This window comes from Caulobacter sp. BE264 (assembly GCF_031457805.1).
Classification (GTDB): Bacteria; Pseudomonadota; Alphaproteobacteria; order Caulobacterales; family Caulobacteraceae; genus Caulobacter.
This window is the reverse complement of sequence record NZ_JAVDXI010000007.1, coordinates 15,376-37,801: the sequence shown is the minus strand read 5'-3', so window position 1 is coordinate 37,801 and position 22,426 is coordinate 15,376. Positions and strand designations below refer to the sequence as shown.

At 66.8% G+C, this 22,426-nt stretch carries 22 protein-coding genes; 9 read left to right on the top strand and 13 right to left on the bottom strand.

Going from position 1 to position 22,426, the window contains the following annotated elements:
- Positions 1-58: 58 nt before the first annotated feature.
- Together J2X45_RS16435 and J2X45_RS16430 are read right to left on the bottom strand one after the other, a co-directional pair.
- Positions 59-1,162 carry a Zn-dependent alcohol dehydrogenase gene (locus J2X45_RS16435; protein ID WP_310216856.1) on the bottom strand — a complete coding sequence of 368 codons (1,104 nt, stop codon included), beginning with the start codon at positions 1,160-1,162 and terminating at the stop codon, positions 59-61.
- Between the two features lie 90 nt (positions 1,163-1,252).
- Positions 1,253-1,729, bottom strand: coding sequence for a chemotaxis protein CheW (locus J2X45_RS16430; RefSeq protein ID WP_010920861.1), 477 nt, complete (start codon positions 1,727-1,729; stop codon positions 1,253-1,255).
- Positions 1,730-1,921: 192 nt separating this feature from the next.
- On the opposite strand from J2X45_RS16430, the gene J2X45_RS16425 reads away from it, so the two are divergent.
- On the top strand, positions 1,922-2,317 hold the full coding sequence (locus tag J2X45_RS16425) for a hypothetical protein (RefSeq protein WP_310216852.1): 396 nt from the start codon (positions 1,922-1,924) through the stop codon (positions 2,315-2,317).
- A 201-nt stretch (positions 2,318-2,518) separates the two neighbouring features.
- Positions 2,519-2,758 (top strand): hypothetical protein, encoded by a 240-nt coding sequence (locus tag J2X45_RS16420; protein ID WP_310216850.1) that lies wholly within the window; start codon positions 2,519-2,521, stop codon positions 2,756-2,758.
- Between the two features lie 207 nt (positions 2,759-2,965).
- Here the strand turns inward: J2X45_RS16420 and J2X45_RS16415 are convergent, their stop codons facing one another.
- From J2X45_RS16415 to J2X45_RS16395, 5 genes are all read right to left on the bottom strand, one after another.
- Complete coding sequence (locus J2X45_RS16415) at positions 2,966-3,271, bottom strand: hypothetical protein (RefSeq protein WP_310216848.1); 306 nt, start codon at positions 3,269-3,271, stop codon at positions 2,966-2,968.
- A 145-nt stretch (positions 3,272-3,416) separates the two neighbouring features.
- Positions 3,417-3,953, bottom strand: a complete 537-nt coding sequence (locus J2X45_RS16410; RefSeq protein ID WP_310216846.1) for a polymer-forming cytoskeletal protein — start codon at positions 3,951-3,953, stop codon at positions 3,417-3,419.
- A 74-nt stretch (positions 3,954-4,027) separates the two neighbouring features.
- Positions 4,028-4,273, bottom strand: a complete 246-nt coding sequence (locus J2X45_RS16405; protein WP_310216845.1) for a DUF2188 domain-containing protein — start codon at positions 4,271-4,273, stop codon at positions 4,028-4,030.
- A 56-nt stretch (positions 4,274-4,329) separates the two neighbouring features.
- On the bottom strand, positions 4,330-5,340 hold the full coding sequence (cobS, locus tag J2X45_RS16400) for a cobaltochelatase subunit CobS (protein ID WP_310216842.1): 1,011 nt from the start codon (positions 5,338-5,340) through the stop codon (positions 4,330-4,332).
- A 148-nt stretch (positions 5,341-5,488) separates the two neighbouring features.
- Entirely contained in the window at positions 5,489-5,851 is a 363-nt protein-coding gene (locus tag J2X45_RS16395; protein WP_310216839.1) for an RcnB family protein, read from the bottom strand.
- A 146-nt stretch (positions 5,852-5,997) separates the two neighbouring features.
- On the opposite strand from J2X45_RS16395, the gene J2X45_RS16390 reads away from it, so the two are divergent.
- Positions 5,998-6,717, top strand: coding sequence for a phosphatase PAP2 family protein (locus J2X45_RS16390; RefSeq protein WP_310216835.1), 720 nt, complete (start codon positions 5,998-6,000; stop codon positions 6,715-6,717).
- Here J2X45_RS16390 and J2X45_RS16385 read toward each other — a convergent pair.
- The gene (locus J2X45_RS16385; protein WP_310216833.1) at positions 6,686-7,126 is read right to left on the bottom strand and encodes a hypothetical protein; all 441 of its coding nucleotides are present in this window, start codon (positions 7,124-7,126) and stop codon (positions 6,686-6,688) included. The two genes, J2X45_RS16390 and J2X45_RS16385, sit on opposite strands and share 32 nt — an antisense overlap.
- Positions 7,127-7,305: 179 nt before the next feature.
- Between J2X45_RS16385 and J2X45_RS16380 the strand changes: the two genes are divergently transcribed.
- From J2X45_RS16380 to J2X45_RS16365, 4 genes are all read left to right on the top strand, one after another.
- The gene (locus J2X45_RS16380) at positions 7,306-7,926 is read left to right on the top strand and encodes a hypothetical protein (protein ID WP_310216831.1); all 621 of its coding nucleotides are present in this window, start codon (positions 7,306-7,308) and stop codon (positions 7,924-7,926) included.
- Between the two features lie 53 nt (positions 7,927-7,979).
- A complete protein-coding gene (locus J2X45_RS16375) occupies positions 7,980-9,266 on the top strand; it encodes an HlyC/CorC family transporter (RefSeq protein WP_310216826.1) in 1,287 nt (428 codons plus the stop codon).
- Positions 9,267-9,360: 94 nt separating this feature from the next.
- Entirely contained in the window at positions 9,361-10,953 is a 1,593-nt protein-coding gene (locus J2X45_RS16370; RefSeq protein ID WP_310216823.1) for an HWE histidine kinase domain-containing protein, read from the top strand.
- Between the two features lie 2 nt (positions 10,954-10,955).
- Positions 10,956-11,324: a response regulator gene (locus tag J2X45_RS16365; protein WP_310216820.1), complete on the top strand. Its 369-nt coding sequence runs from the start codon at positions 10,956-10,958 to the stop codon at positions 11,322-11,324.
- A 276-nt stretch (positions 11,325-11,600) separates the two neighbouring features.
- Here J2X45_RS16365 and J2X45_RS16360 read toward each other — a convergent pair whose 3' ends face one another.
- A complete protein-coding gene (locus tag J2X45_RS16360) occupies positions 11,601-15,269 on the bottom strand; it encodes a TonB-dependent receptor domain-containing protein (RefSeq protein ID WP_310216816.1) in 3,669 nt (1,222 codons plus the stop codon).
- 540 nt (positions 15,270-15,809) lie between these two features.
- On the opposite strand from J2X45_RS16360, the gene J2X45_RS16355 reads away from it, so the two are divergent.
- Entirely contained in the window at positions 15,810-19,040 is a 3,231-nt protein-coding gene (locus tag J2X45_RS16355; RefSeq protein ID WP_310216814.1) for a TonB-dependent receptor domain-containing protein, read from the top strand.
- A 122-nt stretch (positions 19,041-19,162) separates the two neighbouring features.
- On the opposite strand, the gene cdd is transcribed toward J2X45_RS16355, so the two are convergent.
- Together cdd and J2X45_RS16345 are read right to left on the bottom strand one after the other, a co-directional pair.
- Positions 19,163-19,591 (bottom strand): cytidine deaminase, encoded by a 429-nt coding sequence (cdd, locus tag J2X45_RS16350; protein ID WP_310216812.1) that lies wholly within the window; start codon positions 19,589-19,591, stop codon positions 19,163-19,165.
- 104 nt (positions 19,592-19,695) lie between these two features.
- Positions 19,696-19,971 (bottom strand): BolA family protein, encoded by a 276-nt coding sequence (locus J2X45_RS16345; protein WP_310216810.1) that lies wholly within the window; start codon positions 19,969-19,971, stop codon positions 19,696-19,698.
- 56 nt (positions 19,972-20,027) lie between these two features.
- Here J2X45_RS16345 and J2X45_RS16340 point away from each other — a divergent pair, with 56 nt between their 5' ends.
- Complete coding sequence (locus tag J2X45_RS16340) at positions 20,028-20,678, top strand: J domain-containing protein (protein WP_310216808.1); 651 nt, start codon at positions 20,028-20,030, stop codon at positions 20,676-20,678.
- Between the two features lie 4 nt (positions 20,679-20,682).
- On the opposite strand, the gene aroB is transcribed toward J2X45_RS16340, so the two are convergent.
- Both aroB and J2X45_RS16330 read right to left on the bottom strand, forming a co-directional pair.
- Entirely contained in the window at positions 20,683-21,795 is a 1,113-nt protein-coding gene (gene aroB, locus J2X45_RS16335) for a 3-dehydroquinate synthase (protein ID WP_310216806.1), read from the bottom strand.
- Between the two features lie 9 nt (positions 21,796-21,804).
- Complete coding sequence (locus tag J2X45_RS16330; RefSeq protein ID WP_310216803.1) at positions 21,805-22,395, bottom strand: shikimate kinase; 591 nt, start codon at positions 22,393-22,395, stop codon at positions 21,805-21,807.
- Positions 22,396-22,426 lie beyond the last annotated feature (31 nt).

Genomic DNA, 22,426 nt, shown 5'->3' with positions numbered 1-22,426 from the left:
CTTCCGGCGGTCCCGGCTCGGCGCGCTACGCGCTTGGCCGGGATGACAGTTTTCAAGCTCACTCAAACACGATCACCGACCGCGCCAGCTCGCCGCGCTTCAGCTCGTCGAACGCCGAGTTGACGTCCTCCAGCTTGATCCGGCGCGAGATCAGTTCGTCCAGCTTCAGCTTGCCCGACATGTAGAAGTCCACCAGGCGCGGCATGTCGACCGGGAAGCGGTTGGAGCCCATGTAGCTGCCCTGGATGCGGCGCTCCCCGAGAAAGTCGACGCCGTGCAGCTCGATCTTGGTGCCCACCGGGATCATGCCGATCACATTGGCCGTGCCGCCCCGGCGCAGCATCTTGAACGAGGCCTCGGCGGTCTGTTTCAGGCCGATGGCCTCGAAGCTGTGATGGACGCCGCCGCCGGTCAGTTCGACCACGGCCTTGGCGATGTCGTCGACCTGCGAGGCGTCGATGACGTCGGTGGCGCCGAAGGTCTTGGCCAGCTCCAGCTTGGAGGCGATGCGGTCGATGGCGATGATCCGGCCCGCGCCGGCGATGGCCGCGCCGTTGAGGGTGGCCAGGCCGACGCCGCCGCAGCCGATCACGGCCACGGTCTCGCCCGGGCGGACGTTGGAGGTGTGCATCACCGCGCCCACGCCCGTCATTACCGAGCAGCCGATCAGCGCGGCGCGGTCGAACGGCATGTCCTTGCGGATGGCGACGCACGCGTGCTCGTGCACCAGCATCATCTCGGCGAAGGACGACAGGTTCAGGAACTGGGCCATCGGGCCGGTTCCGCCGCCGTTCAGGTCCTCCTTGAAGAGGCGCGGCGCGTCGCTCTTGCTGCGGCGCGTCTCGGGGCTGATGCAGAGGTTCATGTGCCCGGTCAGGCAGACCTCGCAGTGGCCGCAATAGGGGTTGAGGCAGGTGATGACGTGGTCGCCGACCTTCACCGTCCGCACCTCGGAGCCGACCGCCTCGACAATGCCGGCGCTCTCGTGGCCCAGCACGGCGGGCAGGGCGTGGGTGTAGGAGCCTTCGACGAAATGCAGGTCGGAGTGGCAGACGCCGGCGGCCTTGGTGCGGATCAGCACCTCGCGGGGGCCGGGCTTGCCGATGGCCACGGTCTCGATCTCGAGGGGCTTGCCCACCTCGCGCAGAACAGCGGCCTTCATCCTAGTCTCCCTCTTGTTTGGAAGGAGATTAGCGTTCCGCTCGGGGCGAACGGAAGGGCTATTCGAACAAATGTTTGGGGGCGCGAACCCTTAAGCGGCCAGGGCTTCGACCGGGCGCTCTGGCAGGATGCGGCTGACGGCCAGCAGGATCGTCATCGAGCCTTCGCCCGAGGTGATGACGGCCGACACCAGCGGCGAGTCTTCGCCGTCGCCCAGGCTGGGCGGCGGGTTGATCTGGTCGGACTCGACGATGAAGCTGTCGCAGACCGCGTCCACCAGCATGCCGGCCACGTCGTTCTGGTTCTCGACGACGATGATAACCTGGCGCTCGCCGTCGATCGCCACGCCCTTGCCCAGGCGCTGCGACAGGTCGATGACCGGCATCACCTGGCCCCGCAGGTTGATCACGCCACGCACGAAGGGCGGCGCATCGGGCAGCGGGGTCGGCGGGGTGACGCCGCGGATCTCGCGCACGGCGCTCACGGGCACGCAATAGGTCTGGGCGCCGACCTCGAACGACAGGACCTGCAGGGCCTGGCCTTGGGCGTACGACACGATGCTGGTCATGGCGGTCTCCGTGGGCGCGAAGGCTATGAGAGGCCTTCGATGCCGCCACCCTGACGCAAAAATATAAACAAACCGGTTCCGGTCAGGGTTGATGAATTCTGTTCAGCCGCCGTTCAGGCTGGAAATCCGATCGTCCTGGCAACGCTTTGAGACGGCGCATTGAGCGGCGCGGCGAGACCCAAGGAGGCCGGCATGGCCAGCAAGATGTTCAAGACGGTCGGACGTGTCGCCGCCGGCGTGGCCGCCCTGTCGCTGGCCGCTGCGGCGACCACGGCTTCGGCGGATTCGCGCCACCACCACCGCTACAAGCGCGACAAGGGCGGCGACGTCGCCGCCGCCGCGATCACCGCCGGCGTCATTGGTTTGGTCATCGGCGCGGCGATCGCCGACGACGACCACCGCGATGACCGCTATCGGGACCGCCGCTACGCCCCGCCGCCTCCGCCGCCGCTCCCGCGCTACGGTCAAGGCTATGGCTACGACTATGACTACGCCCCGCGCCCCTACTACGGCGACCGGGAATGCTGGACGACGCGCGAGTACAACCGCCGCAGCGGCTCGTACTACGAGCGGACCGTCTGCCGCTAAGCGGCGTTACGAGATCGGATCGCCGTTGTGAGCCGGTGATCCGTACGGCGCCGACCGCCCCGTCGACGCCGCCCCGGCCCCGAGGTCCCCCGACCTCGGGGCCTTTCTTATGGGGCGAACCCGGTCAGAAATCAGGACTCGACTCTTGCAGGGAATGGGAACAAAAAAGGAACATTACTGCGCACCGCCGGAGGGTCCGACATGTCGCCGCTCGCCAATCCCGTTTTCGCCAATCCCGCCTTTGACAGCCCGTTCAATCCGGGACTGCGCCTTACCGAGGATCGTTTGGACATCGCCGAGGCCGTGCTGGCCGGCGCGTGGCGGACGCTGCGCGCGGCGGGGTTTGGCGAGGCCGAGGTGCAGGCGCTGTTCGATCAGATCGCCGATCGCCCCGAGGACCTGGCGCGGCGTCTGCGGAAAATGGCCAACGCGTCAGGGTGACCCAAGCGTCCAAATCGAAGGTTGGACCGTAACGCTTGTGATCCGGCCGTCTGGCCCCTCTCCCTGGTGTCTCCCGATGGAACACTCAGGCGGTCGGAACCAGCGCCCGTCCGCCTTCCGTCCCCAAGCGCGGCGGATGAGCCGCAGAGCCTCCCCTCGATACCCCCGAGTTCGAGCGGGAGGCTCTGATGTCTCAGCCGAACCGGGTTATGGCGCGCGGTCCAGCAGGGCGCGCAGAATTTCGGCGCGTTGGGCGGTGTCGACGCTGATACGGCCGGCCAGTTCCCGGATCCCCGCCGGATAGGCGTCGCCGCCTTCGGCGACAGCGCGCGCCTGATCGGCCAGGCGGCGAAGGTCGCGGTCCAGCCGTTCGATCTCTTCGCGGGCCAGGAGGCGCGCTTCGGCCTGCAGGCGCTGCACGCGCTGACCGGTGGTCTCGGGACCCCGTCCCAAATCATAGAGTTCGGCTACGCCCGGAACGGGCGACACGATCTTGAACGGCTTGCCGGTCATGCTTCTCGGCTCCTGGAACGGGGGCGGCGGTGTGGCCCTCATTCCATCAAAGCCTGGCTAGACTTCGCCGTTCCGTCATCCGACCTGAAAGCCGGGCGCCGTGTCCGCCGCGCCACACGCGGCGGCGCGGCCGGTTCGTCTTCGATCAGTGGGCCGAGTGGTTGTAAGGCGTCTGCGAAGCTGAGGGCGGGGCTTGCGGCGCGGCCGGAGCCTGAGCGGCGGGCGCGGGCTGACCCGGCTGCGGGCTCGGCGCAGGGCGGCGGAATTTCAGGCTGCGGCCCTGGAACTCAGCGCCGGACTCCATGGCCAGCTGCTCGTGCGTGATGTCGCCGTCGACGCGGGCGGTGCCATAGAGGCGCACGCTCTGGGCGGTGACCGCGCCGATGACCAGACCATGGATCTCCATGGCCTGGGCGACGACCGAGCCCTCGATCCGGGCGTTGGGACCGACGATCAGCTTGCCGACCTTCACGTCGCCCAGAACCACGCAGTCGAGGTGCACCTCGATGTCGCCCACGACGTCGCCGCGGATCGTCAGGCCCTGAGCGATCAACGAGGCGGGCTTCGGGCGCGCCGGCGCGGGAGCGGGCTGAGGCTGTGCGGCTTGCGGGGTGGCGGCGCGCTGCGGCTCCAGCGGAGTCAGGGCCAGCTTCGCGGGGGTCTCTTTCTTCTTGGCGAACATCGGCGGCGACCTTGTCTCAAAATGGGCGTTTGGAAGACCCATGCAGCAAGATCGGGGCCGTTTTCGGGAGTTGTCTAGCCGGCGTCCCGAACCTGGGTTGTCGGACGGTCGTCACCCGGCGCGATTTCGGCGTGCCAGACCGCGTTGCGATCCTCGTAGACGACGCCCTCGGTGTCGCCGCGCTGTTCCTGGGCCTCGGCCGCCGCTTTGGCGGCGGACAGCGCGGCCGCATGGGTGGGGAAGGTCTCGGAGAACGTTTCCCCCACCCTGTAGGCCCAGCCGCCGTCGTGCTCGACGATCTCGTAGGTGATCTGGGTCATGGCCGGTCTCCGTGGTGAGGCGGAGATCGAACGGAGGGCGGGCCCGGCGGTTCCCTTTAAGCCACCTTCACCCGCGCCGCGCTCTCCGGCAGGTCCGTGCCGAACGCGCGCTGGAAGAACTCGGCCACGGTGGGGCGCTCGAGCTCGTCGCACTTGTTCAGGAAGGTCAGGCGGAAGGCCAGGGCCACGTCATGATCGAAGATCTCGGCGTTCTGGGCCCAGGTGATCACGGTGCGCGGGCTCATGACGGTCGAGATGTCGCCGTTCATGAAGGCGTTGCGGGTCATGTCGGCGACGCGGACCATGGCGGCCAGGGTGCGCTTGCCCTCGGGGGTGTCGTAGCCCGGGTTCTTGGCCAGCACGATCGCCGCCTCGACGTCGTGGTCGAGGTAGTTGAGCGTGGTGACGATCGACCAGCGGTCCATCTGGCCTTGGTTGATCTGCTGGGTGCCGTGATAGAGGCCCGTGGTGTCGCCCAGACCGATGGTGTTGGTCGTGGCGAACAGGCGGAAGTAGGGGTTTGCGCGGATGACGCGGTTCTGGTCCAGCAGGGTCAGCTTGCCGCCGGCTTCCAGCACGCGCTGGATCACGAACATCACGTCGGGGCGACCGGCGTCATATTCGTCGAACACCAGAGCCACGGGACGCTGCAGCGTCCAGGGCAGAATGCCTTCGCGGAACTCGGTGATCTGCTTGCCGTCTTTAAGGACGATGGCGTCCTTGCCGACCAGATCGATCCGGCTGACGTGGCTGTCGAGGTTCACGCGGACCAGCGGCCAGTTCAGGCGCGCGGCGATCTGCTCGATGTGGGTCGACTTGCCCGTGCCGTGATAGCCCTGGACCATCACGCGGCGGTCATAGGCGAAGCCGGCGCAGATGGCCTTCGTCGTCTGGGGGTCGAAGCGATAGGCCGGGTCGATGTCCGGCACATGGCTGTCGCGGTGGCTGAAGGCCGGAACCTTCATGTCGCTGTCGACGCCGAATGCGTCGCGGAGCGTCACCCACCTGTCGGGGACCAGGGTGATCAGCGGATCGGCGGCGGAGCTGGTTTCGGCGAACTCGGGCATGTTTCCGGCTTACCGCCTTGGACCCGCCCGTTTCAAATGGAAATCCGCTCAAAGCGGGGGTTGGCGTGCACTTTCCTGACGCAGGCCCGGTTCCCGCAAGGGAAGGGGCGCCGAGGGAACGGCGCCCCGCCTTGCAGAGTTATCGGCGCTAACGGTTGGCCAGGATGACCGAGGCGATCACGCCGGTGGCGACAGCGGCCAGGACGTACTGATTGTCGACCTTCTGCCAGCGATAGCCGCGCGGCGGAGCCCGGAGGCCGTGACGGCGCCAGTCGCTGACATAGTAGCCGTTGCCGCGATAGCGCGCGTCGAGGCGTTGCCCCTTGGCCCAGCGGCGATACTCGCGGCGGTCCTGGCGGGTCTCGTAGCGAGCCTGGTCGCGGCGGCCCTGTTCGTAAGCCCGGTCGCGGGCGTCGTAGCGGCCGTCGTGGCGGTAGGCCTGGGCCGAGGCGGCGGTGGCCCCGCCGGCCAGCATCAGGACGGCGAGCGAGGTGGTCAGGATGCGTTTCATGTCGGGTCTCCTTCGATGAGGATGTCAACGTAAGATGGTCGACCTAGTCCCTTGCTGAACGGCTGAGCGCTTCTTAAGTTCATGTTTCAAAAGAGAAATGTTGTTTCGGGTCGCTGGTTTTGACTCAACGGGAAGGAGCGCGCCGCTTGTATCGCCTGGACGTTCGAAGACTGTTCACCGCCGCCGGCCGCGAGATTGGGGTGGCTTCGGCCTTGCTGATCGTGGCGCTGGGCGCGCTGGGTTTCGTGGGCGTGGCCGACGAGGTCGTGGAGGGCGAGGCTCACGCCCTGGACCTGGCGGTGTTGCGGGCTCTACGGGTCAACGGCCAGCCCGACGCGCTGGTCGGCCCGGAGTGGCTGCACGTCGCGGCGGTGGACGTGACCGCCTTGGGCTCGGTGGCGGTGCTGACCCTGCTGATCCTGGCGGCCTTCGCCCTGCTGGGCTCCCTGAAACGCTGGACCGAGGCGTGGCTGCTGGCCCTGGGCGCGCTGAGCGGCGTCACGGTCAGCCAGGGCCTGAAGGCGGTCTTCGGCCGCGAGCGTCCCGAAGAGGCCTATCGTGTGGTCGAGGCGGTCAACGCCAGCTTTCCCTCGGGCCACGCCATGCTGTCGGCCGTGGTGTTCCTGACTCTGGGCGTGCTGGCGGCGCGCTTTTCCGAGCGGCGCAGGGTCAAGGTCCTGGCGATCAGCGCCGCTGTGGTGGTCAGCCTGCTGGTCGGCGCAAGCCGGGTCTATCTGGGCGTCCACTGGGTCAGCGACGTGCTGGCCGGCTGGAGCGTCGGCGCGGCCTGGGCGATGATCTGCTGGCTGGTCGCGTATCTTGTCGAGCGGCGGTTCAAGCCGTCTTCGGCTTCGGACGCCACCTGAGCTCCAGCGTCGTCCAGACCGCGCCGGCGAAGTCGCCCAGCCCGACCGCCAGCCAGGCCTTGGGCAGCCAGTCCAGCAGGACGAACGCGCCGATGATGACCAGCGACAGCACGCGCAGGACGACCGAGGCGCGCATATAGGTGCGCTGCCCGGTCCAGCCGGCGACGTGGTAGCCCATGGCGTACGCCAGCAGCAGCAGACCGCAGAACCGAACCCAGGGCAGGGCGGAGGCGTCGACGGGCGAGTCCAGCAGGCGCAGGACGGTGTTCGGCTGAACGGCCAGGGCCAGGCCCGCCGTAGACAGAAGGCCGCCCCAGAACCAGATGCTCCAGGGCTTGCCGAACGGCACCGGGGTCACCGGCGTCGGCGGTTCGGTGGGCGCGCGCCACGCCGGATCGCTGACAGTCATCTCTTAAGGTCCCGCCCCCTGCTTCGGCGCGGGACAATGGCCCAATCGCCCGGCGCGCCGCAAGGGATGGCGTGGGTCTGGCGCAAGGACATCGACACGCGCAAACGGCATTGGCGAAAGCGCTCAGCGCGTCCAAGTTGAGCGCCGGCGCGGCGGGGGAGTCGCGCTCGGGGGAGCCGATGAGCGCGTTCGAATTCTTTTTCAGCTTCTATGGGCTGCTTCTGGGCCTGTCGGTCGGCGTGCTGGCCACCGGCGCAGCGCGGGCGTTCAAGCATCGCAAGACCCAGCCCGTCGGCTGGCTGACGCCGCTGCTGGCGATCTTCGTCGCTCTGGACGTGGCGACCTTCTGGGACAGCGCCTGGGTCAACTACCGCGCCTTGCCGTTCAGCTATGGCCTACTGATCGGCGGCATGGTGGTGGCGGTGGTCTATTTCATCGCCGCCGCCCTGGTGTTTCCCGACGACAGCGACCCCAAGGCGCCGTTGGATGAGCACTTCTGGGCCAACAAGCGCGCGATCCTGGGGCTGCTGATCCTGGCCAACGTCCTGGGCGCCTTTGGCCAGTTGGCCGTCAACCTGACGCGCGAGAACGGGATGGCTCTGGCGCTCAACTACGCCTTCAACCTGGGGCTCTACATCGTGATGGTCGGTGGTGCGGCGATCACGAAGCGGCGTTGGCTGTTTGGCCTGCTGCTCGGGCTGCACACGGCGCTCTACCTCGTGATCGCCGTGCTGTCGGTCACGCAGCCGCCCCATCCGGACAGCCCGCTGGCCAAGGCCCAGGCCGAAGCCGCGCAGTGATCGCCGTATCCTGGGCTCTCCCTAAGCCACGCCAAGCGGTCTAGAACACCCCCATGCTCACCGCCCTGCTTGGCCTCGCGCCGATCGTCATCGCCCTTCTGACCCTGTCGGCCATCTTCTCGGCGGCCGAGACCTCGATGACCGGCGCCAGCCGCGCGCGCATGCATCAGCTGGAGCGCGAGGGCGACCGGCCCGCCAAGCGGGTCAACAAGCTCTTGTCCGATCAGGAGACGATGATCGGGGCGGTGCTGCTGGGCAACAACCTGATCAATATCCTGGCCTCGGCCCTGGCGACCCAGGTGCTGACGACGTTGATCCCCGGGCCCTGGGGCGTGGCGGTGGCCACGGCGGCCATGACCGCGCTGATCCTGATCTTCGCGGAGGTGCTGCCCAAGACCCTGGCCATCGTCCGTTCCGACGACGTGGCGCGGGCCTTGTCGGCGCCGACCCTGTTCATCGTGCGGCTCTTCGGCCCGGTCATCTACGCGATCCAGTGGATCGTGCGTCGCACGCTGCGGGTGTTCGGCGTCAAGCTGGACATGGCGGTCGACGTGCTGGCCGCCCATGAGGAGATCCGCGGCGCGGTCGACTACCACCATTCCGAGGGACTGGTGGAGACAGACGACCGGCGGATGCTGGGCGGGGTGCTGGACCTGTCGGACATGGACGTTTCGGAGATCATGGTCCACCGCAAGTCGATGGTGCTGCTGGACGCCGACCTCCCTGCTCGTGACCTTGTGGCCCAGGTGCTCGAGGCCCAGCACACCCGCGTGCCGCTCTATCGCGACGAGCCCGACAATATCGTCGGCGTGCTGCACGCCCGCGACCTGCTCAAGGCCCTGGCGGAGTGTCCGACCGGCCTGGAGGGCCTGGATATCGCCGCCATCCTGCGCGAGCCGTGGTTCATTCCTGACACCACCAACCTGAAGGACCAGCTGAACGCCTTCCTCAAGCGCAAGAGCCACTTCGCCCTGGTGGTCGACGAATATGGCGCGCTGCAGGGCCTGGTGACGCTGGAGGACATTCTCGAGGAGATCGTCGGCGAGATCGAGGACGAGCACGACACCACCCTCGACGGCGTCCGCCGCCAGGCCGACGGCTCGGTCAATGTCGACGGCCACGTCACCGTACGCGATCTCAACCGCGCCATGGACTGGCGACTGCCCGAAGGCGAGGCGGTGACCATCGCCGGCCTGGTGATCCACGAGGCCCAGATGATCCCAGAGCCTGGCCAGACCTTCATCTTCCATCGGCACCGGTTCCAGGTGCTGCGCCGGCAGCGCAATCAGATCACCGCGCTGCGGATCAGCGCGCGGCTCGACGACGACAGCGAAGCTTAGCCGTCTTAGGTTCGGAAGGCGCGGAACCAAGCGCGACGGAGCGCGTTGAGCTTCCTTCGGAACCCGGGGGCGGGTCTGTGTTCGGGGGCGCGTCTTGGCCATAGCGGCTGAAAACGATGTTCGGGAATTCGGCGACGTCGATCTTGGCGCGCGCCTTCATGAACTGGAGGCGAGGCTCGCCGCCGAGGTCCACAAGTCAGACACCCTGGCCCGCGTCACCGAGGCGATCGCGTCCAGCAACGATGTCGACGCCTGCGTGCAGAGCGCGCTGGACGGAGCCCGCGAGATCAGCGGCGCGGCCTATGGCGCCTTCTTCTACAATCGGATGGAGCCGGACGGTGAGAGCTACGCGCTCTTTCGTTTGTCAGGCGCTTCACCAGAAGCGTTCGCCAACTTTCCGCGCGTTCGTAAGACCGACATCTTCAGACCAACCTTCGACAACACCGGCGTGGTGCGGTCGGACGACATCACCCAGGACCCGCGCTATGGCCGCAATGCGCCGCGCCAAGGGATGCCCGAGGGGCACCTGCCGGTGCGTAGCTACCTGGCCATCCCGGTGACCACCCGCCAGGGCGAGGTGTTGGGCGGTCTGTTCTTTGGTCATCCCGAGCCCGGCCGGTTCACCGCCCGCGACGAAAGCCTTCTGGTGGGGCTGGGCGCGCAGGTTGCGGCCACCATCGAGTCGATCAGGCTCAACGGCGAGGCCCTGGCCGAGCTGGACCATCGTCGCAAAGCCGAGGAGCGCCTGAAATTCGCGCTGGACAGCGGACGTATGGGATCGTGGGACCTGGACGTGGCCACCAAGGCGTATGAGGCCTCCGACCTGTGCAAGGCCAACTATGGCCGGCGCCCCGAGGAGACCTTCACCTTCAACGACCTGGTGGAGACGATCCATCCTGAGGATCGCCCACGGATCCTGAGGGCCATCGACAGCGCCATCCGCGACGGGACCGACTACGACGTCGAGTACCGGGTGATCCATCCCAGCGGCGAGCTGCGCTGGCTTCATGCGCGTGGTCGCGCCGCCCACAAGGCCGAGGATGGCGTCCGGCGCCTAGCGGGCGTGTCGCTGGACATCACCGAACGCAAGCGGGCCGAAGCGCGGCAGAAGCTGCTGGTCAACGAGCTGAATCATCGCGTGAAGAACAGTCTGGCGACGGTGCAGTCGATCGCCGCCCAGACCCTGCGCTCCAGCGCCTCGCCCGAGTTCTTCCGTGAGGCTTTCGAGACCCGCCTGATCGCCTTGTCGCAAACCCACGACCTGCTCACCCGCGAAAGCTGGGAGGGCGCCAGCCTGCGCGAGGTGTTCGACGTTGAACTGCACGCCATGGCCAGCGAGGATCGCGTCAGCTTCGACTACGCTTCAGACCTGCGACTGACGCCAAAAGCCGCCGTGGCGCTGGGCATGGGCATTCACGAGCTGGCCACCAATGCGGTGAAGTATGGCGCCCTGTCCGCGCCTGAGGGGCGCGTGAAGGTGGTGTGGAGCATCGATGATGACGTCCTGCGCCTGGTCTGGTCCGAAAGCGGCGGGCCCGAGGTCCATCCGCCCGCTCGCCGGGGCTTCGGTGCGCGGCTTCTTGAACGCGGCCTTGCGGCCGAGCTATCCGGCGGCGTCGAGCTGACATATGATGCGGCCGGCCTCGTCTGCCACATGGCGTTGCCGCTGCGCGCCTTGGAGCCCTGACTATGAAGACTCTGTCGTCCCTGAAGGTTTTGGTCGTCGAAGACGAAGCCCTTGTCTCGATGCTTGTCGAGGACATGCTGACGGATCTGGGCTGCACCATCGTCGGGCCCGCCGCTGAGATCGAGGAGGCGCTGCGCTTGGCTGGCTCGGCCGATATCGACGCGGCGCTGCTGGACGTGAACCTGGGCGGCCGCCCGATCTTTCCGGTCGCCGACGCCCTGAAGACCCGCGGTGTGCCGTTCGCCTTCGCCAGCGGCTATGGCGAGGCGGGCCTGACGGAGGATCATCGCGGCTCGACCGTCCTCCAGAAGCCGTTCCGCGAGGCCGACCTGCGCCGGGTTCTCGAAGGCCTGGTGGCCCAGATCGCGTAGAGCCTCGCGCGTCAAAGCGGAGTCGTTTTGGCGCGTTAACGAGGCTCTAAATCAAACACTTAGAGCGTGACTCGCGCCGGTGGGCGATTTGATCGCTCCCTGACGGCGCTCCGGCACCCAAACCCTCGACGCTCTCCTTCGCACGATCGCGCCTCGTGGCGGGCGTCACTGCGCCTGCGCAGGACATAAGAAAGGCCCCCGCCGCGAACGACGAGGGCCTGAAGGCTGTAAGGTCCCGGACCGCCGACGCTGGGTCGTGGTCCGGGCTTTCGATTTCTAGAACTTTGCGTTGACCGAGAACTGCCAGGTGCGGCCGGTCGAGCTGTAGATCGTGGCGTCGCGCTCGTCGATGAAGCGCTTGTCCGTCACGTTGTTGACGTTGATCCGAGCCTGGATGTCGTCGGTGATGTCGTAACCGAAGAACAGGTTGAAGTCGGTGTAGCCCTTACGCTCGAGATAGGGGTTGTTCTCGATCGTCGCCGGCGTGGCGCCGTTGAAGCGAACGGTGTCGCTCACGGTGTTGAAGTTCACGCTGGTCGAGAACTTCTTCAGGCGATAGCCGACCGTGGTGCTGGTCTGCCAGCGCGGCGTCCCGTTGGCGCCGAGATAGTACTCGGTGTCGGCCGGGGCGCCGGTCGAGCTGAAGCTCGATTCCAGGATCCGGTACAGGTTGCTGCTGACCGACACGCGGCCCCAGTCGCTGTCGCTGCCGAACAGCGAGGCCACGTCCTTGCGGTACGAGATCACGATGTTGGCGGCGCGCAGATTGGTCTGGGCCAGGTTCAGATAGGTCGAGCTCCAGCCGTCCTTCATGGCGAAACGCGACGTCGTGGACGGTTCGGTGCCCACCGTGTAGCGCGCGAAGGCGTCACAGGTGTTGGTGCCGAAGCGGGCGGTGTTGTCGGGATACGACGCGGAGTCATAGCAGTAGGCCGACAGCTGATCGAGCGACACGCGGCTCAGCTGGTCCTTCAGGCTGATGTCGACATAGTCGACCGACATCCGCAGGTTCTTCACGAAGCGCGGCTCCAGCACCACGCCGACCGTCCAGCTTTCGGCGCGTTCGGGCTGGAGGCCCATATTGCCGAAGCGGGCGCCGAGCAGCGACTGAGCCGGCGGGGTGAACGAGTTGAGGAAGTTGGTGGCTTCCTCGTCCGTCGTGGCGTAGCCGGCCTTCTTCACCGCGGCGATACAGTTGGCCTTGCGCGCGGTCGGGTTCACGCCCGAGCCGATGTTGGCGACCGTGCAGGGATCGGCCGGCGTGGTGAAGGCCGGCTGGCCGCCCAGGAACAGCTCCACGCCGTCCGGCTGGCGGATCGAGCGGGTCACGTTGCCGCGGAAGGCGATGTCCTTGATCGGCTGGAACGTACCGGCCAGCGACCAGATGCGGGCCAGGTCGCCATCATATTCCGGGTTGATGGTCTTGCCCAAGGCGTTAACGAAGGTCGGCGCGCTACCGGTTTGCTTGGACCAGCGGACCGCCGGGTTCAGTTCCAGGCGCTGCGCGAAGGGCAGGCTGAAGTCTTCGCCCAGCAGCGGGATGTTCAGCTCGATACCGTACTCTTCGGCGGTGGTTTCATACTCGGTGCGGGCGATGGCCGCCGAACGGGTGCGACCGAACTGCGAGGCCTCGTCCGTCCAGTACGAGTTGCTGGTGGTGCGGCGCTCGCCGGCCAGGGCGATGCCGACCGGACCGCCGGGCAGGCTGAACAGGTCGCCGCTGATCGAGCCTTGCAGGAAGGTCTGCGTGTTCTCGAAGGCGAAGAACTGATCCACCGACACATAGGCCTTGGCGGCCGCAGACATCTGGCCATAGCCGAACGGATTCAGCGGCTGGCAGCTGTCGATCATCGACTGGGTGACGACCGGCGTGAACGGCGTCTTCGTGATCGTGCCGTTGCTGGCGTAGACGTCGGTCAGGTTCACGCTGATGCCCGCCGGGCTCTTGCCCAGATAGGCGGCGGGGTTGGTCTTGGCGCGGCAGACGATGGCGCCGTTGGTGTCGACGACCGAGTCCAGCGCCAGGGCGTATTCCACGTCCTTGATGCTGGTGAAGTCGACGCGGCCGCTCGAACGGCCCCAGGTGTACGACGCGTCCCAGGTCCAGTTGCGGCCCAGGAGATCGAAGTCGCCCTTGGCGCCCTGCACCAGGTTGCTGGTGTCGGTCTTACCCCACAGCGGGTTGTCGCCCAGGATGTCCTGGTTGGTGCGCGACATGATGAACTTGCCGGCCGTGCTGACCGCGCCCGAGTCCCGCAGCAGCTGACGCGACGCCGCGCTGAGGAACGGGTTGTCGATGCTCATCACCAGACCGGAGGTCTCGATGGCCGTCGAGCCGACATTGTTCGCCGTGACCGAGTTCCGCGGCAAGCGGGTCGAGATCGAGGAGAACATGTTCTGGGTGTAGAGCGTCAGGTGTTCATTGACGTCGAACGTGCCGAACAGGGTGCCCACCCGACGCTTCTGAGCGTTCTGGATCAGGTTGTAACGGCTGTTATCGAAGCCCTTGGTGCCGGGCGCGGCGTTGACCGTGCCCTGGGCCGTGGGGCTGATGTTGGCGAACGACCAGTTCTCGGCCTGGCCGGCCTCGTTGAAGCGAACCGGGCGAGCGATGAACGGGAACAGAGCGCTGGTCGCCGGGTCGGTGTTGGCGATGCGCGGAATGTTCGAATACAGCGAGCCGACGATCAGGTTGACGTCGGTGTTCGGGTTCTGGGCCAGGTACTCGCGCAGGGTCGGCAGTTTGCTTTGCAGCACGTTGACCGCCAGCGTGTTCAGCTGGGCGGTGGTCAGGCCCGTCGGCGCGGTGACGCCGTATTTGGCGAACACGGCGGCGGCGGTGACGCCGGTCGGCAGCGACGTCGGCGCGAAATTCGGGAATGTGCCCGAGGGGGCCGTCAGGCTGTAGAGGCCGTTGCCGGTGGGGATGCCGGGGACCAGTTGGCTGGCCGTCGAGACGAACGCCAGCGAGCCGCCGCCGTTTACGCACGAGGCGACGCCGACGATGTTTTGCGGGCAGAGGCCGGTCTGCGAGCTCGGCGTGAACGCGATGCCCGACGGCCACTGCAGACCGGTGCGCGCGTTGTAGGCGTAGGCCGTCGACGGAATGCCGTCGTCCGAGGTGCGCAGGAAGGCGCCGTTGTTCAGGCCGGCGACGTCGATGGCGGCGGTCGGCGAGAAGGCGGTGTTGCGCTTCGAGCCGCTGAAGGCGTTCGTCACGGCGGTGGCCGTGTCGATGATCCACGGGCGCTTGTCGGCGTAGAGGGAGTCGGTCTTGGTGTACTCGAACGAAACCGCCAGGTTGGCGCGGTCGTTCAGCAGGTTCGAGCCGTAGATGGCGTTGACGCTGTAGCGGCTGCCGTCGCCCTTGTCGGACGTGCGGTACGCCACGCGCGCCTCGGCGCCCTCGTACTTGTCCTTGATGATGTAGTTGATCACGCCGGCGATGGCGTCCGAGCCATAGGCGGCGGCGCCGCCGACCGTGAGGGTGTCCACCCGATCGATCATCTGGGCAGGGATCATACCCACATCGACTTGCGAGCCGGCGAAGTTGCCCGAAACGAACAGTGTTGCGGCGTTGCTCGACACCACGCGGCGGCCGTTGACCAGGGTGAGGGTGCGTTGGGGACCAAAGCCCAGCAGGTCGGCGAAGGCGACGCCGAGGCTGGAGGTCTGACCGCCATTGCTGCCGTAGGGGCTTGCGCCCGAACTGACCTGCGGCTGGCTCAGGACAACGTCATAAGCGTTGTTGAAGCCGCGCTGGATGATCTCTTCCTTGGTGACCTGGACGCCAGGAACGGTGCCGTCGAACTGCGGACGCTTGATGCGCGAGCCGGTGACGACAATTTCAGACACGGTGGACTGAGCCGGCGTCGTGTCTTGAGCGAAGGCGTAGCCGCCCATGACGGCGCTGGCCGCCGCGCCCGCGAGCAAAGCAATCTTCATCTGAATTATAGTCCCCGAAATCCCCGCCGATGGCGGAGCCCCTACTGTTGAATGGCTTAACGCCCGCGTTCTCGGCGCGAGACAAGTCCGCCACGGTGGCACACTGGGGAGAAGGACGAGATTTTGCCACAAATCCGCCGCGATCCCCCCGAACCGCACAGCTCCGCCCAAAACTTGAGCAAAGCCGTATGCAGGTACGACGCCGCCGACCGACCGGTCCCGCCAGCGAAAGTGCGAGAAAATGGCAGAAAACTCGCCGTTTTTGCAGAACAACGGGCTATGAGGGGGAGAATTTTGCCCCAAAATTAGCCGATTGGCTTGGCGAGGCGGCTCCATCGGCGCAAGATTTTTCTATTTTTGACGGAAGAACGCCGGAAACGTGACTTTTTGGTAACGCCGCGCCGGCAACCCGTCCGAATTTGGCCATGATCGCTTCTAGCGCCGCCGAAAGCCTTTAACGTCACTTTTGAGGAATGGCCCTCTTTGCTCCCGCGCGCGGCTGGCGCGACGGGCGCGCGTACTTTTGAGGACAACAAAAATATGGCGTTGAAAACCAAGGTGCTCCTGGCGACGACGATGCTGGGAAGCCTCACGGCTTTCGCTCCGGCCCTGGCTCTGGCGCAGACCGCGCCGGCGGCGGCTCAGGAGACGACGGCGGTTGAGGAAGTGGTGGTCACCGGCTCGCTGATCCGCCGCAACCCGCTGAACTCGCCCACCCCGCTGATCCAAGTGGGCCAGGAAGAAATCCAGCAGTCGGGCGAGATCAACATCGTCGACTATCTGGCCGACATCCCCGCCCTGCAAAACAGCCAGGTTTACGAAGACACCACCGGCGGCTTCGTCGGCATCGGCGGTCTGGCGTTCCTGAACCTGCGCAACCTCGGCTCGGGCCGCACCCTGGTGCTGGTCGACGGTCGTCGTCACGTGGCCGGCGCCCCGGGCGGCGCCTCGGTCGACGTCGACACCATCCCCAGCTCGCTGGTTCGCCGCGTTGAAGTCACGACCGGCGCCGGTTCGGCGCTGTACGGCGCGGACGCCGTATCGGGCGTCGTCAACTTCATCATGCGCGACGACTACGAAGGCCTCGAAGTCGACGCCGCGATCGGCCAGCTGAGCCAGAACACGTCGCAGTACAACAAAAAGCTGTCGGTCACCGCCGGCAAGAACTTCCTGGACGGTCGCCTGAACGTCTACGCCTACGGCGAGACCCAGCGCTCGGACGTTCTGTTCGACAAGGACCTGGAGATCTCCTGGCTCCGGAAGAACGCCCGTCTGTCGACGCTTGACGTCGACCCGACCGGCGCCGTCAACGACAGCGTCTTCGACGTCAACCGCGTCTACAACCTGCGCACCCTGAACCGTCCGCTGGGCGGCGTGCTGGTGCTGGCCAACGGCACCCCGGGCAGCATCACCACCGACCCGGACATTCCGTACGGCGCCTGCGCCGCGAGCCAAGCCAACTCGATCAGCTTCGCGGCCAACTGCTTCGCCACCAATCCGGGCAAGACCTATCAGTTCCGCGCGGACGGCACGCCCTTCCTGGCCGACTTCGGCGCAGGTCAGACTGTCGGCGCGGTCAACCGCACGACCACGATCGGCGGTAGCGGCGACGGCCTGGTGGCGGTTGAAACCAACCGTCTGCCCAAGCAGAAGGCCGAGCGCTTCCAGGTCGGCGCGAACTTCGACGTTACTGACAACGTCAAGTTCTTCAGCGAACTGAAGTATGTCGAAGAAACCAACGTCGACATCTTCCAGCCGCACTTCGCCAACGTGAACATCCGTGCGTTCGGCGCCACCGAGTATCCGAACGACTACGGCGCGCTGACCTCGTTCACGATCGGTCTCGACAACGCCTACCTGCCGACCGAGGTGCGCAACGCGATCCTCACCAACCAGCGCACCATCTACGGCGCGCCGTCGGCGACCGCGCCCAGCGCCGTCACCGGCACGGTCGCGGACGCCCGCGCTCTGCTGCGCGTGTTCAGCTACGACCTGGGCTATCGTCCGGCGATCGCCGACCGGAACACCACCCGCTTCGTGGGCGGCTTCCGTGGCGACTTCGACTCCCTGGCCTTCGTGAAGGATGTGTCCTGGGAGCTGGGCTACACCTACGGCAAGATGAAGGCCACGAACACCGAGCCGGAAACGATCGACGTCGAGCGTTACGCCTACTCGATCGACGCGGTGGTCGACACCGCCGGCGAACTGGGCCGGGCCGGCGCCGTGGTCTGCCGCGTGCAGCTGCTGGCCAAGCGTGGCGTGCAGATCAAGAACCTGGACGGCGTCGCCTACACGGCCAACGATCCGACCATCGCCAACTGTAAGCCTTCGCGCGTCTTCGGCACCGGCGGTTTCGCCGACTCCAAGGACTACATCCTCACCAAGCTCGTCACCAAGGAAATGAACGAGCAGCAGGACGTCCGCGGCTTCGCCTCGGGTAATCTGTGGGACTTCTGGGGCGCGGGTCCGATCGGCGTCGCCATCGGCGGCGAATACCGCAAGGAAGAAACCAGCGCGGATCTGACCGACTTCGGCGATCGCGTGCTGTTCGGCAACTCGGGCGGCGACCTGGCCAAGGTCGGCTTCGACGTCAAGGAAGCCTTCGGTGAAGTGCGTCTGCCGCTTCTGAAGGGCGTGTTCCTGGCCGAGAACCTGGAAATCGGCGGCACCTATCGCTACTCGGACTACTCGACCATCGGCATCACCAAGACCTGGGGTGTGAACGGTTCGTGGCGCCCGGTTCGCGACATCGCCTTCCGCTTCACCTACGGCAAGGCCGTGCGCGCGCCGACGCTGAGCGAACTGTACTCGCCGCCGTTCGACACGTTCCCGAGCCTGACGGACCCGTGCTCGTCGCCGGTCATCGCCGGCACGACCGACCAGCGCATCCGTAATAACCGGATCAAGAACTGCGCGCTGCTGGGCATTCCGACCACCTATGTCGACCCGAACCCGACGTTCTCGAACAACGGTAAGAGCGGCAGCAACCCGAACCTGCTTCCGGAAGAGTCGAAGAGCCACACCATCTCGGCGATCATCACGCCGCGTTGGACGCCGGGTCTGTCGATGATCTTCGACTACTACGACATCAAGATCACGAACGCGATTTCGACCCTGTCGGCTCAGACCCTCGCCAACCTCTGCGTTGACGAAGACGCTCTGAACCCGACCGCTTGCGCGGCCGTTCCGCGTCGTCCGGCCTCGGCCGGCCCGAACGCCTACGAGATCGACAACTTCATCGAAGGTCCGTTCAACTTCGCGGCCCTGCTGTCGCGCGGCATGGACTTCACGATGCGCTACAACTTCCAGCCGGGCGACCTGGTCGGCGGCAAGGAGTGGGGCCGCGTGGATCTGGGCGTGACGGGTAACTACCTGATCCGCCGTCAGAACTTCACCAACCCGACCCTGCCGGGCCTGGCGACGGACATCGACACGACGGCCAACAACCCGCGCGTTCGCTTCCGCACGACGGCGACCTGGACCAAGGGTCCGCTGGCTCTGACCTGGCGCGCCGACTACCAGACCGCTCAGGAGCTGTTCAACTACCGCCTGGTGGGCGCCAACGTCGACTCGCGCCCGCAGCGCTACTTCGACACCGGCGTCTTCGTGCAGCACGACCTCTCGTTCCGTTACGACGTGACCGAGAAGGCGTACATCCGCGGTGGCGTGAACAACGTGCTCGGCGCTGAGCCGAACATCCAGACCGGCCTGACGGACAACTTCGACCTCTTCGGTCGTCGTTACCACTTCGGTGTGAACGTCCGCTTCTAGTCGTCAATGCGCGCGCCGGGGGCTTATAGCTCCCGGCGCGTCTTGATGGCGAAAGCCAAGAAAGAAGACGCCGCCGTGAGCTTCACGGCGGCGTTTTTGTTTGTCTGCGGTTTCGGGGGCGATCAGTCCAGGTCGCGGGGGCCGAACGAGCGCGGCAGCAGGTCCCAGAACGCCATACGCTCGGTAGGCTTGCCGCCCTGCACCGATACGATCTCGCAAGTCTCCCCGGCGAACTCGGCGATACGCTGGCGGCAGCCGCCGCACGGCTGGACCACCGCGTCGGAGCCGGCGGCGATCAGCACCTTGTCGATGCGGCGCGCGCCGGCGGCCGTGATCATCGCCCCGATCGCGGTCTGTTCGGCGCAGGTGCCCTGCGGATAGGCGGCGTTCTCGACATTGACGCCGTAGTGGACCGCGCCGGTCTCGTCGACGACCGCCGCAGCGACGGTGAACTTCGAGTAGCGGGCGTAGGATCTCGACAGCAGCGCCGGCAGCGCAGCGGCGATCTCGATCTCACGGGCGTCAGGGGGCGTAGGCGTGTTGGCGCTCATGGGTGTTCTTGCCTTCCGGCAGGATCGCGCCGGGAGCGAAGGCAATCAGCGACCTCGTTGCGGCGCAAGCAGAAAGTAAGCGCGGACTTACCATTTTCCGGACCTTACCGCTCTCCAGGCGCCGATGCGTGGATCGACAGCGCGTGTACGGGTCCCGCCAGCTCCTCGGCCAGGGCGTGCATCACCATGCGTTGGCGCATCACCCGCGTCTTGCCCGCGAAGGCCTGTGACTCAATGCGGAGATTGAAGTGGCTTTCGCCCGCGCCGGTGTGGCCCGCATGGCCGTGATGCCGGTCGCTGTCGTCGACCAATTCGAGGGCGGACGGTGAAAAAGCCGCTTCCAACTTGCGGCGGATGGTCTCGGCGACGGCGCCCATCATACGTCTCGTGCTTGTCAATCCTTGAACGCAAATAGCGCGGGCTTACTCTAGACGCCATGAACCGGCCGTTCGAGTACCGTCCCAAATTTTACGATATCCGGGTCCGCCCTCCCAAGGAGGGCGAGGAGGATGTGGCGCACGATGTTCTGGGCCTCAAGCCCGGCGAGAAGCGCTGCGACCATCCCGACTGCCGCCTGGCCGGATCGGCCAAGGCGCCGAAGTCGCGCGACATGCCCAATGACCACTACTGGTTCTGTCAGCGCCACGCGGCCGAGTACAACAAGAACTGGAACTTCTACGCCGGCATGAGCGAGGCCCAGATCCGGGCCGAGCAGGAGACCGAGCGGATGACCGGTGGCCGTCCGACCTGGAGCTTCAAGGCCGACGCCAATTCGCGCGAGGCCGCCGCCATGGCCGCCCGCGACGCGCGCCACTTCGCCGACCCCTTCGGCATCTTCCGCGCCCAGCAGCGTCGCGCCGAGGCCGAGCGGTCGGCGGCCGAGCGCCGTCTGGGCAAGCTGGAGCGTCAGGCCCTAGCCGATCTCGACCTGGAGGCCACGGCCGACAGCGCCGCGATCAAGGCGCGCTACAAGGAGCTGCTCAAGCGCTGCCACCCCGACGCCAACGGCGGCGACCGCAGCGCCGAGCACAAGCTGCAGCGTGTGATCAAGGCCTACAAGCAGCTGCAGAAGTCGGGGATGGTCTAGGCGTCTAAGCCGCCCCGTCCTCGATCAGGAACGCCTTCAGCGCGTCGCGATCCACGTCCTTGGCGACAAAGGCCTCGCCGATGCTGCGCGCCAGCACGAAGGTCAGCTTGCCGCCCTCGGCCTTCTTGTCCTGGCCGCAGTGGGCGATCAGGGCGTCGGCGATGAAGGGCTCGGGCCGAACGTCGGCTAGCGTGGTCGGCAGGCCGGCGGCCTTGATGGCCGCCTCGGCGCGGGCGGCGTCCTGGCCAGGGCAGAGGCCAAGCTTGGCCGAGAACCGGAACGCCTGGGCCATGCCGACGCCGACGGCCTCGCCGTGCTTGAGCGCATCGCCAAAGCCCATCTCGGCTTCGATCGCATGGCCGAACGTGTGGCCCAGGTTCAGGAGCGCGCGGCGACCGGCCTCCTTCTCGTCCTCGGCGACGATCTCGGCCTTCATCTCCACCGAGCGGCCGACGGCGCGGACCAGGGCGTCGACGTCGCGACCCAGGACCGCCTGGACGTTGGCCTCCAGCCACTCGAAGAAGGCGAAATCGCCCAGCAGCCCGTACTTGATGATCTCGGCGTAGCCGCAGGCCAGTTCGCGGGCGGGCAGGGTGGCCAGCACGTCGAGATCGGCCAAGACGAGGCGCGGCTGGTGGAAGGCGCCGATCAGGTTCTTGCCGCGCGGCGTGTCGATGGCGGTCTTGCCGCCGACCGAGCTGTCGACCTGGGCCAGCAAGGTGGTCGGGACCTGCACGAAGTCGATGCCGCGCTTGTAGATCGCCGCCGCAAAGCCGGCGAGGTCGCCGACGACGCCGCCGCCCAGGGCCACGATCTGGTCGCCACGCTCCAGGTTCAGGGCCAGCAGGCGATCCGACAGATCGGCCAGGCCCTCGAAGCTCTTGCTCTCTTCGCCGGGCGGGATGGTGATGATGTCGACGGTGATCCCGGCGCCTTGCAGCGCGGCGGCGAGGCGCTCGCCATGGTGAGCGCCGACATGGGCGTCGGTGACGACGGCGACGCGCTTACGCTTGCCCAGAACGGCGGCGATCGGGGCGCCGGCCTGGTCAAGCAGGCCAGGCCCGATGACGACGTCATAGGCGCGGTCGCCCAGGCCCACAGGGACGGTGCGGATCATCGGAACTCCTTAAGCGCGGGCCTGGCGCAGCGCCGCCAGGATGGCCTCGACCGCCACCATGTGCGGGGTGTCGCCGGTCTCGACGTGGACCTTGGCCTCGGCATAGGCCGGATAGCGGGCCTCGGCCAGCTCGGTCAGCACCTTGACCGGATCCTTGCCGCGGACCAGCGGGCGGTTGTCCTTGCGCGAGACGCGGCGGGCCAGAAGGTCGACATCGGCCTTCAGCCAGACCGATACGGCCTTGGCGTTGATCAGCGCGCGGGTTTCGGCGTTGACGAAGGCGCCGCCGCCGGTGGCCAGCACATGCGGCGGCTCGTCCAGCAGGCGGGCGATCACCCGGCGTTCGCCGTCACGGAACGCCGGCTCGCCCAACTCGGCGAAGATCTCCGAGATCGACCGCCCGGCGGCCGCCTCGACCTCGTTGTCGGCGTCGCGAAACGGCAGGCCCAGCACATTGGCCAGGCGTCGCCCGACGCTGGACTTGCCCACACCCATCAGGCCGACCAGCACGATCGTCTTCTCGCGCAGAGGCGCAAGGTCGTCGGAAACCGGGGGAGCGGCCTCGGGGGCGGCGTCGGGAGTCGGATCGGGCTCGGTCATGATGCGGTCGCGGGTTTACACGAGGCTGGGC